Origin of the sequence: Phytomonospora sp. NPDC050363 (assembly GCF_040655735.1) — a bacterium.
In the GTDB taxonomy this organism is placed as follows: domain Bacteria; phylum Actinomycetota; class Actinomycetes; order Mycobacteriales; family Micromonosporaceae; genus Phytomonospora.
The window spans coordinates 140,869-155,257 of sequence record NZ_JBFAKK010000015.1; the positions used below are offsets into that span (position 1 = coordinate 140,869).

The following is a 14,389-nucleotide window of genomic DNA, read 5'->3' on the forward strand; positions in this document are numbered from 1 at the left end:
TTCAGTTGTTGTATTCTGGGGGTTAGAACGTGGGGGTGGGAAGCCGCTTCACCGCCCAAGTTCCTCCGGCGGAGCGACCACCGCCGACAGCAGGGCGGGACCGCAATCGGCCTGGCAGCTCTAGCGGTCCCGCCCCGCTCCCTTACCCACCACAGCGGCATGGCAGGAGCACCTTCAGCATGACCGATCACGACGGCGAACCCGTCACCCCGGGCCAGCGCAACGCCTGGCTCGCCGAGCGGGGCAGGGCGGCCCTCGCCGCCCATCACGCACTGCGCAACCCCAAGGGCCAGCGACTGGACACCGGTGACGCCCGCGCACTGGCCGCGGCGGCCGTGGCGCTGTGGCGCGATGTCCAGCACGCCCTCCTCGAGGCGCACGAATCCCCCGCGACCATCGAGGACGAGGTCTTCACCGCCGTCCGCAGCGACGAGGCCAGTGAAGCCGACGCCATCGCCAGGGGCGAGGCGCACCACACCTGCCCGGGTGAGGGCTGCGGGGTGACCAGCGACCAGCCCCGGCTTCGCTGGATGCGCTGCCCGAACTGCCAGACCCGCGACCGCCAGCACGGCCAGCCGCACCGCACCCAGGACGACCACGACGCCTGGTGCCCCACCTGCCAGCTGTACTACCGCAACGGCCTGTTCATCCCCCGCCACCTGCTCGAACGGCGCCTTCAGGCCGTGATCGCCTGCACCGAACTCGACGACTTCAAGCACGACTGGCCGCCCAGGGAGGTTATGGACGCCGTCGCCGACCACGCCGCCGCCAGCGGCTTCACACGCGGCGCGGCCCGCCGCCCCCAGACCACGAAGCCGGAGGCCGACGCGTGAACACCCACCCCATCGTGAGCGGCATCGTCCCCGGCGACACCGTCACCTTCGCCCCCGGCGCCTGGATCGGCGTCGGTGAAGCCCTCACCGAGCCGATGGCCCTCACCATCACCGAAACCCACCGCCCCACCTGCTACGACGAGATCGAAGCCATCGGCGTCGACGGTGAGGGACTGCCCCGCAACATCTTCGCCGGACCCGACCACATCGCCGCCGTGGAACGCAGACTCACCTGGCGCACGGGCGCTCCCGCCCCCGCCACCACCCGCGACGCCGTCGACGCCGCGCGCCAGGCCCTGCTGCTGTCCACCGGCGACACCACGACCATCGACGCCACCCTGGTCGCCTGGCTCACGGGGCAGGCCGAAGCCCTCGGATACCACGTCGAGCACGAACCCGCCCCAGGCGGAACCTTCGGCGCCGTCGGTTACGACCCCGCCGCCACCACGATCACCCTCGCCGTCGAAGACGACAACGACGGCTACACCGTCGGTGAAGCCCACCAGGAGTCCGCCGAGTTACTGACGGCCTTCCTCGACATCCTTGGCGAGATCAGCGGCGACCCCGGCAGCCAGATCGCCCTCCTCCACACCCGCACCACCGCCACCACCCACCAGAGCTGACCCCGCCCGGAGGAACCCATGAGCATCAGCGAACTCATCGACCACCTCACCACCCTGCTCGCCGAGGACGGCGACCTCACCGTCGTGCTCATCAGTGACCCCGAAGGCAACACCGCCCGGCGGCTAGGTGACATGCCCGCCACCGACGCCGAGCACGGCTACCCCCCGTTCAGCATTGAGATGATCGAGCCCGGCAACCACTTCGAGCGGTACCTCATCCCCGAAGACCACACCGCCTGGCTGGCCGACAAGCCCGGCAGCGATATCCCGCTCGCCCCCGAAACCGCCATCCGTGCGTTGTGCCTGTGGCCCGGCGAATGACCTGACCAGCAGGTCACAACATCTGCGCGCCCGGTCGGCGCCGGGTAGGCTACCCGGCGCCGACACCCACAGGAGACCCTTGTGCCCGCCACCCCCGCCACCACGCCGGTCACCATCGCCGGGCACACCTACCACCTGGCTGTCATCGACATCAACGGCCGGCCGCACACCGACCGCGCCGGCCTCGCCGCCATCCTCGGCCGCTCCACCGACCGTGTCGGCGCCCTCGCCGACACCGAGCCCACCGGTTTCCCCCAGGGCGTGCCCGACCCCCACCACGCCGGCCGAGGCCGCCGCGGCACCTGGTGGCCCATCGACGAGGCCCTTGCCTACCGCGCCCACCTCGACGCCGCCCGCCGGCTGGACTCCCCCGGTGACCCCGAGGACCTCCTCGACCTCGGCGATCTCGCCGCCATCCGCGGCATCACCACCGATACCGCACGCCACTACGCCTGGAAAGCCGCCCGTGCCTGGAACGCCGGCAACCCCAGCGACCTGCTCCCCCGACCCGACGCCGGCTACGAACCCGCCCGCGCCGGCGAACGCGGGCAGTGGCGAGCCTGGCGCTGGCGCCGGGCCACCATCGCTGCACACGGCCTCGCCGGCCGCGGCGCCCCCGGCCGCCGCCGCACCTGACCCGCATCCCCAGGCCCCCATGCCCAAAGGGCCACCTCCACGTCTCCGGCCCGCCCACCGTGCGACTGCGGGAGCAGGCCCGCGCTGACGGTGTGGCCACCGACTTGCATACCGCCGCCGTGTCCGCGCTGCTCGGTAAGGACATCTGGGAGCGGCCCTGGCCGGACACCCGCACCGGCCTAGACGCCCCACGCGAAGGCCCCGACCACCAGAAACTGCCAGGTGGTCGGGGCCTTCGCATTCGGCAGGTCAGGTCAGGGAAGCAACGCCAGCGCCTGCCGCTGCTCCTCGAGTCCGCTGCCCTCGTGCACGCCAGCACCGAAGAGAGCCTCGACGGCCCTGCGGTCGGCTCCGCGGTCGCGCAGCTGCGCGGCCAGGTCACCCGACAGGGCCTTGACGGTCACCAGGTTCCCGCCCGCGCACTCCCGCACGATGCCCTCCACCGAGTTGGCCGACATCGCCCGCCCGGCGGTTGCCCGGTCACTGGTCGGGAACAGCGGCGCGGAGGCGTCGCCGGCACCCGGGTGAACCGCTAGCCAGCCCCGCAACCGCGCCGTGGCCTTGGCGTGCAGCGCGATCACGCGGTCGTCGACCCGCAGGGTCTGCTCGGCGACATCGACGTCGCCGACGGCCAGCGCCCCAGCCTGGGCGGCGCTGATCCCGGTGTAGCGCAGCAGGAACGCGATCGCCGCGTCCCGGGGCGAGCGCTGGTCGGCGCTGGCCAGGAAGGCTTCCACGTCCCGCTCGGGCAGGCGCCGGGCGTGGACCTGCCGGCCGCGTTCGATCGCCACGGGGCCTGGGCCCTGGTCGGCCAGGAACGCGCTGATCGCGGTCATGTGGGCGTTGATGGTGGCGGTGCTGCGCCCGCGCTCCAGCAGCAGCCCGCGGTAGTCGGCCACGGCCTCCTCGGCGGCGGCCGCGTCGGTGAGCACCTCCAGGCCGCCCTCGTCGGCGAAAGCGGCGAAACCTGCGGCGTGCCCGCCGTACCCCCGCACGGTGTTGGCCGGACGGCCGGCATCTCGAAGACTTGCTGTGAACCGCTCGACGGCTTGCTGCACGACACCTGTCACGCCCGCGATCATAACGACGCAACCACCCTGCGCGCCCGGCGTGGTGAAGGCGGCAAGGTGGCCGACACTGCCGCCGAGGAGGCGGGCGGGTCGCGGCGGGCCGGTGCTCACACCCGCCCCTGGGGGTCGCGCAACGGCGCCGGCACGCGCTCGGCGGGCTCGCGGGCGTAGAAGTCGGACAAGGCTTCCTCCAATACTCAAGGCACCCTAGAGGGGCGGGTGGCGCAGTCGCCGATCGCGGCACGAACCCGACCACCAGGGCGGCGAAACAGGCGGCGGTCGTGACGACCACCACTCACATGCACATGATAACGCGTTATCATTGACCTATGAGTGTGTTGCCCCGCCTGCTCGGCGACCAGGAGGTCAGCGCCGGCGACCTGAGCGAGACCGCCGCCGTCCTGCGAGCCCTCTCCCACCCGGCCCGCCTTCGGCTGCTGCGCCACCTCGCGCACGCCTCCGGCCAGATCGCCACCGTCGGCCAGCTCGCCCGCCGCATGGACCTGGCCCACTCCACCGTCTCCCAGCACCTGGCCCGCCTGGCCGTCATGGGCCTGATCACCAAGCACCCCAGCGGCCACGAGATCTTCTGCGTCCTGGCCCCCGAGGCCCTGGCCCGCATAGCCGCCTTCCTCACTCCCACCGACCCGACGGAGACGCCATGAACACGGCCCTGCTCGACCTGTTCACGCCCGGCAGCCATGTCCACATCCGCACCACGCCCACCGACGTCCTGGTCAGCGACGGCCGCCTCCTGCTGCGCCTGAACCCCGCCGAGCGCGCCTGCGCCAGCGACGTAGGGCACCTGGACCCCGACCGGTACCGCCTCCAGGTCACCGCCCGCCGCCTGGAGCTGGTGTGGCACGCCGTGATCGGCTCCGCCGCCCGCTGGAACCTCACCGAGGCCCGCTGCCCGGCCGCCGGTGCCCTGCGCCCCCTCCTGCCCAGTGGGTACCGGCTGCTGTCGGCCACCGGCGGCCAGCGCGTTCCTTTCCTCATCCGAGCCGCCAACGACGCCCGGCCCATCGTCGGCGTGCTGCTGCCCGGCGCCCGCTCCCGCGTCCCGGTCACCGCGAGCGCCTAGACCGTGGCCGCATCCCTGCTCCTGGAGCGCCCCGCGCTCGCCGTCCCCGACACCCGGCTGGTGGTGCCCGGACCGGCCGGAGTCCCGCTGTCGGGGGCGACCCTGCTGCGCCACGGCCTCGGCGCGACGCAGCTGACCGTCACCGACTTCTACTGCGGCGCCGGCGGCAGCACCCAGGGCTTCACCGAGGCCGGGTGGACGGTCGTGCTGGCCGCCAACCACTCGCCCATCGCCATCGAGACCCACTCGGCCAACCACGGCGACACCGAGCACCTGCTGGCCGACATCATCGGCTACGACATGACCAAACTGCCCACCACCGACGTGCTGTGGGCCAGTCCGATATGCACCGAGATCAGTTTGGCCTCGCGCCGCAAGCGCGCTGTCGACGAGATGCAGATGATGCTGCGCCTGGCCGATGGGAGCAACCCCTTCACCGAGGAGGAGGAGTTCGAGGGCGTCGACGACCCCTCGGTATTCGCCGGGACCCGCGCCACCGCCTTCGAGGTCTACCGCGCCGTCCAGGTCCACCAGTACAAGGCGATCGTGGTCGAGAACGTCCCGCAGTTCGTCACCGACTGGCCCGCCTTCCGCAGGTGGCGCCGGTCGATCGAGAACATCGGCACCGGCTACAACTCGGTCATCATCTCCGTCTCCAGCGCCCACGTCTCCGGCCCCGGCAACGACGCCGCCCCCCAGGTCCGCGACCGCATTTACGTCGTGTTCGTCCAGCGCGGCATCCCCATGCCCGACTTCTCCCCGCGCCCGCTGGCCCGCTGCGGCCACTGCGGTACCGACGTGGAGGCCCTGCAGGTCTTCCGTCCCGGCCGCACCGTCGGCAAATGGGGCCAGCAGTACGACTACGCCTGCCCGAACAACCCCGCCCGGCACGGCGTGCTCATCCCCTACATGCGCGGCGCCGACACCATCATCGACTGGCACAACCTCGGCACCCCCATCGGCTCCCGCAAGAAGACCGCCAAGCGCCCCGAGGGCCTGGCACCGGCCACGATGGAACGAATCCGCACGTGCCTGGCGATGTACCCGCCCACCGGCTCCATCGGCTCCACCCACGTCGACGACCTGGCCGCGCAGCTCATCGGCGGGGAACTCCACCGGCTCCCCATGGTCATCGAGTACCGGCGCAACTCCACCGGCTCCACCGTCGCCGACCCGCTGGCCACCATCACCGCCGCCGGGAACCACCACGGCCTGCTCATCCCGTACAGGAAGGCGCTGCCGCGGCCCACCAGCCAGCCCCTGCACACCCTCGCCACCCGCGACTCAGCCGGTCTGCTCATCCCCGCCGCCGACGTCGATATCGCCGAGATGCTCTACCGGATGCTCACCCCCCGCGAGCAGGCGTCCGGGCAGCGCTTCCCGCTCAGCTACGTCATCCACGGCACCGCCAAGGAGCAGACCATGCAGGCCGGGAACGCTGTCTCGGTCAACGTCGCCCACTGGATCGCCACCCTGCTCGCCGCAGTCCTGTGACCCCGCTCGCCATCCAGGCGGCACCCGCCCCCCAGCAGAAGGATCCCGAAGTGATCGACCCCGACCAGCAGCCCGCCCAGGGAAGCCACCGCGTGCTCCCCGCCTCCACCGTGCCCGAAGGACGGCCCGCGGGCCTGTCACCGGTGACGATGCGGCGCATCCGTGCGGTCCTCAACCAGACCGGCCACCCGGGCCCTGGACGCCCTGCGCTGCACCGGATGCGATCGGCCGATCCAGATCCACCGCGTCTACGCCCGCCCGTCGTGCCGCGACTGCCACCCGATCGCAACGCCATGGCCTACCTCCAGGCGCTCGCCGACTCGGGCATCGCCACGGTGACCCCGCACTGGCCGAACTGGCGCAGCGACCCCTGGGACCAGACCCCGCACGGGAGCGACATCGACACCTGCGGCTGCACCCTCATCGTCATCCGCCCCCTCAAACGTCCCGCCACCAACCCACCGGCCGCCATCGCGGCCCGACTGAAAGGAACCACGCCATGACCGACACCGAGCCCCACCAGACCACCGTCATCGTCGACAACACCAAGCGCTACCCCTACATCCCCGCCTGCACCTGCGGCAAGCCCTTCCGCGGCTTCCTCAAGCACGAATCCGCCCAGCTCGTCACCGACGACCACGCCGCCAACCCCACCTCCCCCTGACCACCCCCGGCCCGGGCCCGCCACACGGCGAGCCCGGGCCACTTCCACAAGGAGCCCTTCGTGCCCACCACAACGAACCCGCCACCCACCCTGCGGATCCTCAGCCTCGACGCCGGCGTCCAGTCCACCTTCCTGCTGAAGGTCGCCACCACCGGCACCTGGGCCCGAATGTGGAACATGAGCATCGACGCGGCGATCTTCGCCGACACCGGCTGGGAGCCCCCCGAGGTGTACGAGCACCTCGACCGCATCGAGCAGATGTGGGCCCGCCCCGCCGGGATCCCCATCTACCGGGTCAGCAGCGGCCACATCCGCAACGACATCCTCGAAGGCCGCAGCCACGGCTCGATACCGCTGTTCGTGCGCAACCCAGACGGCAGCGACGGCCACCTGCGCCGCGGCTGCACCGACCGGTACAAACTGCAGGGCATCCGGCGCAAGGTCCGCCAGCTCCTGGGCTACCCCGGCACCCGCCGCATCCCCGCCGGCGTGCGCGCCGAGATGCTGATCGGGTTCTCCGAGGACGAGATCACCCGCGTGCGCCCCTCCATGGTCAGGTACATGACCAGCAGATTCCCGCTCATCGAACACGGCTACGACCGCGACGACTGCGAATGGGACCTGCGAACCTTCTACCCGCACCCGGTCCCGCGCTCGGCGTGTGTGGGCTGCCCCTTCCACACCAACGCTCACTGGCGCGTCATGAAAACCCACCACCCCGACCAGTGGGCCGATGCCGTGGCCTTCGACGCCGCGATCCGCAACGGCGCCCCAGGACCGGCTCGCGCCGGGCAGCCCCTGCGCGGTACCGCCTACCTCCACCGCTCCCGCCTCCCCCTCGACCAGGCCCCCATCGAGCACGTCACCCGCCGCGAGGCCCGCGCCGCCCGGCTCCGAGCGCAATGGACCGCCAGCGTCGCCCCTGGCCGGACCCCCCTCTCCTACGCCACCGCCGATCCGGCCACCACCCACACCGACCACACCAGCGACGCCCCCGCCGAGCACACCTGCTCGCCCTGGGGCTGCCGCAGCGACTCCGAGCCCGCCGACGAGGCCCGCACGTGACCGCACAGCGACGCTAGGACCCCGGAGCCGGAAGCGAAAACACACCGACACCCGAACACTCAAGCTCACGATAACGCGTTATCATTAACGTCGGGTCCGTCAACGCGGCAGCCCACCCCACCGCACGACAGGAGCAGATCTCGTGAGAACGCCAGGCACGACCACCCGGTCCGGACGCCCTCCGCTCATCGACCCCCTGGGCCGTGAGTGGGTGTGGGACTCCGGAGACCTCTACACCCACTGCGGCATGGCCGTCCCCGCCGACTGGGTCCCGCAGCAGAACCGGCCCATCGGAGAGAAGACCCTCGACAACCCCAACTACGACCCCTGCGACATCTGCCTGGCCGGCAGGAAGCGCAACGTCACCCCCTGCAAACCGGAATGGAACTGCTCCCACGTGATCTGCGCGCGGATGCACGCCGCCAACCAGCGGCCCTGACCGCCATGCCCCGCCGTCGGACGGCTCGCGACGACGAGCCGTCCGACACCCTTTCGCGCCAGGCCAGCACCCCGAAGGGAGCAGCACATGACCACCCCCGCCGCCCGCGCCACGTTCACCGACCACCTGCACGGCGAGCGCATCAAGGCCCTCGAGGAGGCCCCCGGCATCCTCGCCGCCGCCGCCGGAGTCAGCCTCCCCGAGCAGGCCGCCGGCGACCCCGATGCCCTGCTGGCACTGGCCGTCCGAGTCCACGACTACGTTCACCTCACCGGCCCCACCCCGGAGACGACCGCCGCCCTGGCCTGCCCCCACCAGCTGACCTACCTGCAATGCGGCGAGTGCGCCCCGTGCCAGTGGGCCACACCGTGACCATCCCGGCCTCCAGGCCCACCGGGGCGCCGGCGCTCTACCTCGAGCAGTTCACGATCCCCGACCACATCCGCGCGTCGTGGCACACCTGGGAAGCTGCGGCCTGGCGCCGCATGCGCTGGGGCGACACCAACCGGCTCCACCCACCCGACCAGCGCTTCACCATCGATCCCCCCGACGAGATGTGCCCTCGTCACCTGCGGATGTGGACGTCCTGGCGCGACCGGACCTTCGACTACCGCACCGGCCGCCGCTGGCCGGGACACCCCGGCACGCCCTTCGTCATCATCCACGACCTCGCCGACGCCCTCGAGGACCGCCGCATCGAGTGGGACGAGAAGACCAGCGAGCAGATGCAGCTCACTGAGCAGATCTGCCTGTCGGGACGCTCACCCCAATGCGACCACCCCACCGCCCTTGACTCCCCGCCCGCCACCCACAACCAGGAGAGATGACCATGCCCCGCTCCCCCGAAGCCCGCGCTCGCCGCCGCGGCCGTGCCCGTCGGCTCACCGTCGTGGCCCTGACCGCGGTCGCGTTCACCCCGATGCTGCTGGCGGCCGACGCCGGCTTCGTCGACGACTACGGCGCCGGGCTGATCACCTTGCCCCTGGCCGGCGTCAACGGCGTCGCCGACCGCCTGTCAGCCTCCGGGCTTCCCGGCTCGGTCCTGTGGGGCTGCTGGGCCTTGGCGACCACCACCGCCCTGCTGCTCCTGGCCTTCGCCCGCCGCCGGGCCGGGCACATGGCCTGGGCAGCCTGGGGCATCACCACCGTCGCCCTGACGCGCATGACCTACGACGGCGAGACCGCCGCCGCGGCCGCCGTCGCGCTGCTCCTCTGGTGGATCGGTCCCGCCACGGCCGCCGACTACCTGCGGCGGTCCCATTCCTGACCCGCACCCAAACCAGCGAGCGCCCCGCCAGGTGAAGTCTGGCGGGGCGCTCGCTCGTTCGGTCTTCTGGTGGCAATGACGAAATACCTCCCGGCCGCGGCTACTCCGGCGTGGCCATCCGCTGCTGGACCTCAAGACAGACTCGCTGGAACTCCCACTCGAAGTCCCCAGCGACCTCAGCCTCCAACGCGGCGAGCAGCCGCAGCGCCGCATAGTTCTGGATCTGCCCGAGCAGCCCGTGCCCCGCGACCAGCCGCAGCTGCGGCTTCAGCCGCGCCAGGTGGTCCACCACCGGCTTCTCCAGGTTCATCGACGTGGGCGCGCTGGCAGGGAGAGCCATTCCGCGCACGTCCTGATACGCGTACGCCCACTCGACCGCTTCGTTTACCGTTTCCGGCAGGTCCAAAAGCGCGGCGTTCACGTAGTGGTTGAGCGCCACCTTCAGGTGCCCCTTGAGTTGGTCAGTGACCAGGCGTTCCACCAGCATCTCCTGCACGGGTTCGTCCATCCGCACCGCCACGAGCTTCCAGGCGGTTCGGCGATTGCGCATCCGCATCGAGGCGCCGACCACCCTGTTCCACACCGGACGGTTCCCGTTGGAGGGAGGGGACGTAACCGGCACCACCGACCGGGGGGCCACGATGGCCACATCGGCGGCCGGCTCGCCTTCATCCGACGGCTCATCATCGCGATCAACGGCCTGAGGCACCGGAGCGGCTTTGGCCGCAGGTTCGGTTTCAGACCGCGCCGCCGACGCCGAGGTGGCTTCGGGAGTGACCGTGGTGTCGCCGCTGGACGTCTTCTCGGCACGCGGTGCTGGGGCCTTTGCTGGAGCTGGATCGGGCTCGGCCGCGGTGGAGACTTGCGCGGCTGCGGTAGCCACCGTCGGTTCATCCTCTTCCGGCTTCACCGCCTGGTCCCGTTCGACGCCCGTGCCCGCTCGGCGCCGAGCAGGCTCTGCGGCCTTCTCCGGTACGCTCTCAGCCGAAGCCGCAGGCTGAGCCTCGCCGCTCACCGCGTCCGGATCGGGCTGGCCAGCCAGTTGCCCCCACTGCCCGGGAACCCCAGCCACCGGCGCCAACTTGTTTCCTTTGCGCTGAGGGGCAGGGCTCATGACAAGGCCCCCATGACCCGGCTGCCCTCCAGAGCCTCGGCGATGCGGTCAGCACCCCATGCCTTTTCCCACTGAGCGCGGATCTGCGTTGCCAGCGGATGACCCATCCGATCCAACAGGTCCAGTGCCAGAGCCTCCACCACAATGCATACCCGAGTTGCCTGGCCCCGGCGATCGGAGCTGGCCAGGTAGGCACTGACCGGTGCCTCCGCCGACTGAGAGTCGGGGATGACGGTCCGTTCGGGGAGGCTGTGCGGGTACGTAGAGATCGGGAGCGTCCCACTGTGCTGGGCTTCGGTGACGTCTCGGACGTTGGCCGACTCGCCCGTTCGCTGGGGCTTGTATTCGTTGATGAGCAGGTCGAGCAGCTCCAGATCCGGGTGGTCGTACTGTCGGCGGATGTCCTCGATGTAGGTCAGTGTCGTTGGGATGGCACCGATGCCGAACTTCTCGGCGGTGGTCACCATCAAGGCCAGCGACGCGGCCTTGGCCGCCTGACGGCCGATGTCGCTGCCACCGGGAGGCGTGTCGAGGAGAACCACGTCGACCGTGGCGTTGGGCGGAACGGATTGCGGCTCTGCCGGGTCGGCTTCGGTGAGTGCCCGCTTGAGTGCCGCGAGGTCCCCTGGAGTCCACGTCTTGGCGATCGTTTCGATCATTTCGTAGCACGGGATGATCCAGATCTGCCCGAACCGGCCACGCAGCGGGCCGCCCTTGAACCAAGAAGCCGAGGGATCCCGGTAGTCGTCCCAGTCCACTTCGGTCATGGCGTGAGCGGCGACGCCGGGCTCACCAGAGTTGATGACCTCGATAACGGTCGTCACGTCCGGGACCTCGGTGGGCCTGCCGAACGGGTCAGGCGGGCCCGCGATCTTGTTCACCGAACGACCGGCACCCGTCGACAGGTTGCCCTGGGCATCGGTGTCGACCATCAGCACACTGAGTCCGAACCGTGAGAACGCGTCGGCCAGCAGTAGGACCAATGTGGTCTTACCTGCTCCGCCCTTCTTGATGAGGACAGCGATCACGTTACGAATGCGAGGAGGCAGCTCACCCAGTATGGATTGCCACGCGCTGAGTACCTCCTCTTCAGAAAGGGGATCCGCTCCAGGAGCGGTTTGGTGTGGGATCTCCGACATCTACGGCCTCCTGACATGGGGAAGTCTGTCGCCGCTGACTGTAATACCTACACCGGAAGCGACCGTGGACCTCAGCCGAGATCCTTCACAAGATCACCGGTTGTGCGCTGTAGCGTTGTAGTGCTGTAGCGTCGCTTCCCATTGGGCAATGAATCCATGGCGCCTCGGGCGCCCGCCCGTTTGCGCAGCTGAGACCACTGGGGTCACAGCCTACGGCTTGTGCGGACATGGACGAAAGTGTGCTACCCCGACGTGTCGACGGCGAGGGCCCGTCTGTGAGGGTCCGGCGTAGACAGGAGCCTTAAGGCGGAAGTCCTCAGTCGAAGGACGCGCGCTCGGGTGTGTCGGGAGGATCCCCGCTAGGAACCGTGGGATATCGTAGAGATGGCCGTGGAGAGAGGCCAGTGGCGCGAACAGCCCAGAGGGTGCGATGCCCAGTCTCCAGACGCGTAAGTTGACGGCCCGGACTGCTCTGATCAAGCAGTCCGGGCCGTTCATTGTGGACGCTTGCCCTGCTGGATGAATGTCATCATAATGATGACATGGTGCAGAGGCAGTACCTTTCGCTGTCCCGAGGGGACATGCAGGACCTCATCGACCAGATCATCGAGCGCCGCTGCCGCGCCGAGGATCCCGACCTGGCGAAGATCAGCGACAATCCATATGCCCTGGTCGAGTACGTCCTAGACCACCAGCGAGTCCCCGCAGGCGTCCTCGCTGACGAGGCCGCCGACCTCCTGCGGCTCAACGAGGCGCTGCTGACCATGGACTTCCGCGCCACCGAGCGACGCACGTTGCGCGTCTACGACAACGCCCGCGGCCAGCGCCTCACATGGGACGCGATCGCCGAAGCCGTCGGCGTGGACGGGCGCCGCCAGGCCGAAGGCCGCCACAAACGACTCCTGGGCGCGCAGCTGCCCGGCGGCCGCCGCGACCACCTGGCCGTCCCCGCCGCCCGCCGGGCGGCTCACGCCGCCCAGCGCGCCGCCGAGCAGCACGGCCAGCGCATCTGGATCGCCCTCGAGGAGATCCTGAAGCACCGCGGCGACCTCTACCCCAACACCGCGCCGGCCGCCGACCCGCGCGCGCTCGCCGAGGGCATCGACCACCACGACATGCTCACCGCCTTCGCCGCCGACTTCGACGGCGACCTCGACGAGCTCGCCGAGCTCCTGCCCGGGCCCGCCGTGGGCGAGGCACGGTTCGCCGGCGAGACCCTCACGGTGATCGGCCTGTTGGCGCCCCTGCTCCGCGTGACCGCGGCACGGCCGGGAACCCCGGGTGCCCAGGCATTGTCCGATCTCCACGCCGCCCTGGCGGCCCACGACCGCTACCACCGCGACCAGCGACGCAAGCAGGACGCCGAGGCCGGCCGCAAGCGCCCGCCGAGCTGACCACCCGCCGACCACGAGGTGTCCAGGCGGCGCACCGATGCCCGCGGCCCTCCAGGGCACCGCCACCGAGAGCGCGGACCTGCCCGACGGTGCCCGGTACGCCGGGCGCCTCGCCCACGGCGAGGCCGTCGTCGACTTCGCCACCAACGAGCAGGGTGGCACGCTGGCACGCCCCGTCCGCGGGGACGCGATCGGCGAGCGCGCTCCCCTTCGAAGCTTGCTTTCGTGCTTGGTCAGCAGCTTTCGGTACTCGTTGGAACGTCCCCCGCATCCGTGCCCACTATGCGCCGCGGCCGACCCTGTCCGCCGTCGCGGCACCATCGCCAGCACGGCCGTCTTCGTGCCGTTCCGGAAGCGCCCAGCCGTTCTCACGCGCCGCGCGTGGCGGATGTCACCTTGCATCGGGCCTGGTCAAACCAGCCTCCCGAGCTAATACGGGGTACTATTTAACACGTCGGGACGGCAACCCCGACCCCCGTATCGCCAACAAGGAGCAGCTATGCGAGCCAGCACCCGTGAACCGGCCAGCACCGACCAGAGGCGCAAGATCGTCGAACTGCTGGCCCACTACACCGCGACGGACGTCGCCGCCGACGCCGCGCACCTGTCCACCGAGGCCACCTCCGGCAGCATGACCATGGAGCGCGCCTCGGAGATCATCGACCTGCTCCGTGAGGCCGGACCCCGCCCGGCCTTGGACCCGGCCACCATTCCGGCCGGGGACTACGCCGTCCAGACCGGCAACACCCTGGCCTGCTACCGCATCACTGTCGGGGCCAAGGCCTGGCAGAAGTGGAACCACGTCTCCCGCCTGCGCGACGGCAAGATCGCCAGGCGCAAGCTGGAGCTGGAGGAGACCTTGCACGTCCTCGACGCCATCCGGGAGACCGGAGTCGAGGCCGCGCAGGAGGCGTACCGGGCACTGGAGCGCAAGGTCACCGTCGTCACGCCTCCGGTGTCCACCCGGCGGTGCAGCGCCTGCGGCTGCACCTGCGCCACCGCCGACCCGCTGGCACGGCTGCGAGCGGCCACCACGGGCTGACCGCATATCGCCAAGCTGGCCTTTCCGAAGAAGAAGGGAAGGCCAGCACCATTCATTCCCCACGGCCTCACATGGCCATCGCGGCCAGCACAAATAGCGATGTGACGCCCGCGACCTGACCACAATTGCATGACTAAAACAACGTAAGATGAAGGTGCGGGTCAATTCTTCCACCCGCCCCTTTTCCTACCGAGAGGAATGCAC

19 protein-coding genes are annotated in these 14,389 nt (G+C 70.4%); 16 read left to right on the forward strand and 3 right to left on the reverse strand.

Going from position 1 to position 14,389, the window contains the following annotated elements; all coding sequences use genetic code 11:
• The first annotated feature begins 179 nt into the window (after positions 1 to 179).
• The 4 genes from AB0I28_RS32795 to AB0I28_RS32810 all read left to right on the forward strand — a co-directional run bounded on the left by AB0I28_RS32795 (position 180) and on the right by AB0I28_RS32810 (position 2,413).
• Positions 180 to 833, forward strand: coding sequence for a hypothetical protein (locus tag AB0I28_RS32795; RefSeq protein WP_357499593.1), 654 nt, complete (start codon positions 180 to 182; stop codon positions 831 to 833).
• Entirely contained in the window at positions 830 to 1,456 is a 627-nt protein-coding gene (locus tag AB0I28_RS32800; RefSeq protein ID WP_357499594.1) for a hypothetical protein, read from the forward strand. The genes AB0I28_RS32795 and AB0I28_RS32800 overlap by 4 nt, the downstream gene beginning before the upstream one ends.
• Before the next feature lie 18 nt (positions 1,457 to 1,474).
• A complete protein-coding gene (locus AB0I28_RS32805) occupies positions 1,475 to 1,777 on the forward strand; it encodes a hypothetical protein (protein ID WP_357499595.1) in 303 nt (100 codons plus the stop codon).
• Positions 1,778 to 1,858: 81 nt separating this feature from the next.
• Positions 1,859 to 2,413: a hypothetical protein gene (locus AB0I28_RS32810; protein WP_357499596.1), complete on the forward strand. Its 555-nt coding sequence runs from the start codon at positions 1,859 to 1,861 to the stop codon at positions 2,411 to 2,413.
• A 254-nt stretch (positions 2,414 to 2,667) separates the two neighbouring features.
• Here AB0I28_RS32810 and AB0I28_RS32815 read toward each other — a convergent pair whose 3' ends face one another.
• Entirely contained in the window at positions 2,668 to 3,483 is an 816-nt protein-coding gene (locus AB0I28_RS32815) for a tyrosine-type recombinase/integrase (protein ID WP_357499597.1), read from the reverse strand.
• Between the two features lie 329 nt (positions 3,484 to 3,812).
• Here AB0I28_RS32815 and AB0I28_RS32820 point away from each other — a divergent pair, with 329 nt between their 5' ends.
• From AB0I28_RS32820 to AB0I28_RS32865, 10 genes are all read left to right on the forward strand, one after another.
• Positions 3,813 to 4,148: a metalloregulator ArsR/SmtB family transcription factor gene (locus AB0I28_RS32820; protein ID WP_357499598.1), complete on the forward strand. Its 336-nt coding sequence runs from the start codon at positions 3,813 to 3,815 to the stop codon at positions 4,146 to 4,148.
• The gene (locus AB0I28_RS32825) at positions 4,145 to 4,567 is read left to right on the forward strand and encodes a hypothetical protein (RefSeq protein ID WP_357499599.1); all 423 of its coding nucleotides are present in this window, start codon (positions 4,145 to 4,147) and stop codon (positions 4,565 to 4,567) included. Before AB0I28_RS32820 ends, AB0I28_RS32825 begins: the two co-directional genes overlap by 4 nt.
• Before the next feature lie 3 nt (positions 4,568 to 4,570).
• Positions 4,571 to 6,061: a DNA cytosine methyltransferase gene (locus AB0I28_RS32830; RefSeq protein WP_357499600.1), complete on the forward strand. Its 1,491-nt coding sequence runs from the start codon at positions 4,571 to 4,573 to the stop codon at positions 6,059 to 6,061.
• 50 nt (positions 6,062 to 6,111) lie between these two features.
• Complete coding sequence (locus AB0I28_RS32835; RefSeq protein WP_357499601.1) at positions 6,112 to 6,564, forward strand: hypothetical protein; 453 nt, start codon at positions 6,112 to 6,114, stop codon at positions 6,562 to 6,564.
• Complete coding sequence (locus tag AB0I28_RS32840) at positions 6,561 to 6,725, forward strand: hypothetical protein (protein WP_357499602.1); 165 nt, start codon at positions 6,561 to 6,563, stop codon at positions 6,723 to 6,725. Before AB0I28_RS32835 ends, AB0I28_RS32840 begins: the two co-directional genes overlap by 4 nt.
• Positions 6,726 to 6,785: 60 nt before the next feature.
• Positions 6,786 to 7,790: a hypothetical protein gene (locus tag AB0I28_RS32845; RefSeq protein WP_357499603.1), complete on the forward strand. Its 1,005-nt coding sequence runs from the start codon at positions 6,786 to 6,788 to the stop codon at positions 7,788 to 7,790.
• Between the two features lie 142 nt (positions 7,791 to 7,932).
• A complete protein-coding gene (locus AB0I28_RS32850) occupies positions 7,933 to 8,229 on the forward strand; it encodes a hypothetical protein (protein ID WP_357499604.1) in 297 nt (98 codons plus the stop codon).
• Positions 8,230 to 8,316: 87 nt separating this feature from the next.
• Positions 8,317 to 8,601 carry a hypothetical protein gene (locus tag AB0I28_RS32855; protein WP_357499605.1) on the forward strand — a complete coding sequence of 95 codons (285 nt, stop codon included), beginning with the start codon at positions 8,317 to 8,319 and terminating at the stop codon, positions 8,599 to 8,601.
• Complete coding sequence (locus AB0I28_RS32860; protein WP_357499606.1) at positions 8,598 to 9,056, forward strand: hypothetical protein; 459 nt, start codon at positions 8,598 to 8,600, stop codon at positions 9,054 to 9,056. The genes AB0I28_RS32855 and AB0I28_RS32860 overlap by 4 nt, the downstream gene beginning before the upstream one ends.
• 2 nt (positions 9,057 to 9,058) lie before the next feature.
• The gene (locus AB0I28_RS32865; RefSeq protein WP_357499607.1) at positions 9,059 to 9,496 is read left to right on the forward strand and encodes a hypothetical protein; all 438 of its coding nucleotides are present in this window, start codon (positions 9,059 to 9,061) and stop codon (positions 9,494 to 9,496) included.
• 100 nt (positions 9,497 to 9,596) lie between these two features.
• Here the strand turns inward: AB0I28_RS32865 and AB0I28_RS32870 are convergent, their stop codons facing one another.
• Both AB0I28_RS32870 and AB0I28_RS32875 read right to left on the reverse strand, forming a co-directional pair.
• The gene (locus tag AB0I28_RS32870; RefSeq protein WP_357499608.1) at positions 9,597 to 10,577 is read right to left on the reverse strand and encodes a hypothetical protein; all 981 of its coding nucleotides are present in this window, start codon (positions 10,575 to 10,577) and stop codon (positions 9,597 to 9,599) included.
• Between the two features lie 29 nt (positions 10,578 to 10,606).
• Positions 10,607 to 11,638 (reverse strand): ParA family protein, encoded by a 1,032-nt coding sequence (locus AB0I28_RS32875; RefSeq protein WP_357499609.1) that lies wholly within the window; start codon positions 11,636 to 11,638, stop codon positions 10,607 to 10,609.
• A gap of 653 nt (positions 11,639 to 12,291) precedes the next feature.
• On the opposite strand from AB0I28_RS32875, the gene AB0I28_RS32880 reads away from it, so the two are divergent.
• Positions 12,292 to 13,143 carry a hypothetical protein gene (locus AB0I28_RS32880; protein ID WP_357499610.1) on the forward strand — a complete coding sequence of 284 codons (852 nt, stop codon included), beginning with the start codon at positions 12,292 to 12,294 and terminating at the stop codon, positions 13,141 to 13,143.
• Positions 13,144 to 13,642: 499 nt separating this feature from the next.
• Complete coding sequence (locus AB0I28_RS32885; protein WP_357499611.1) at positions 13,643 to 14,185, forward strand: hypothetical protein; 543 nt, start codon at positions 13,643 to 13,645, stop codon at positions 14,183 to 14,185.
• The last annotated feature ends 204 nt before the right edge of the window (positions 14,186 to 14,389 follow it).

Coding starts and splice junctions, on each gene's coding strand:
- AB0I28_RS32880 (WP_357499610.1), top strand. CDS start 12,292: ATGGTGCAGAGGCAGTACCTTTCGCTGTCCCGAGGGGACATGCAGGAC.
- AB0I28_RS32865 (WP_357499607.1), top strand. CDS start 9,059: ATGCCCCGCTCCCCCGAAGCCCGCGCTCGCCGCCGCGGCCGTGCCCGT.
- AB0I28_RS32805 (WP_357499595.1), top strand. CDS start 1,475: ATGAGCATCAGCGAACTCATCGACCACCTCACCACCCTGCTCGCCGAG.
- AB0I28_RS32855 (WP_357499605.1), top strand. CDS start 8,317: ATGACCACCCCCGCCGCCCGCGCCACGTTCACCGACCACCTGCACGGC.
- AB0I28_RS32840 (WP_357499602.1), top strand. CDS start 6,561: ATGACCGACACCGAGCCCCACCAGACCACCGTCATCGTCGACAACACC.
- AB0I28_RS32825 (WP_357499599.1), top strand. CDS start 4,145: ATGAACACGGCCCTGCTCGACCTGTTCACGCCCGGCAGCCATGTCCAC.
- AB0I28_RS32885 (WP_357499611.1), top strand. CDS start 13,643: ATGCGAGCCAGCACCCGTGAACCGGCCAGCACCGACCAGAGGCGCAAG.
- AB0I28_RS32795 (WP_357499593.1), top strand. CDS start 180: ATGACCGATCACGACGGCGAACCCGTCACCCCGGGCCAGCGCAACGCC.
- AB0I28_RS32820 (WP_357499598.1), top strand. CDS start 3,813: ATGAGTGTGTTGCCCCGCCTGCTCGGCGACCAGGAGGTCAGCGCCGGC.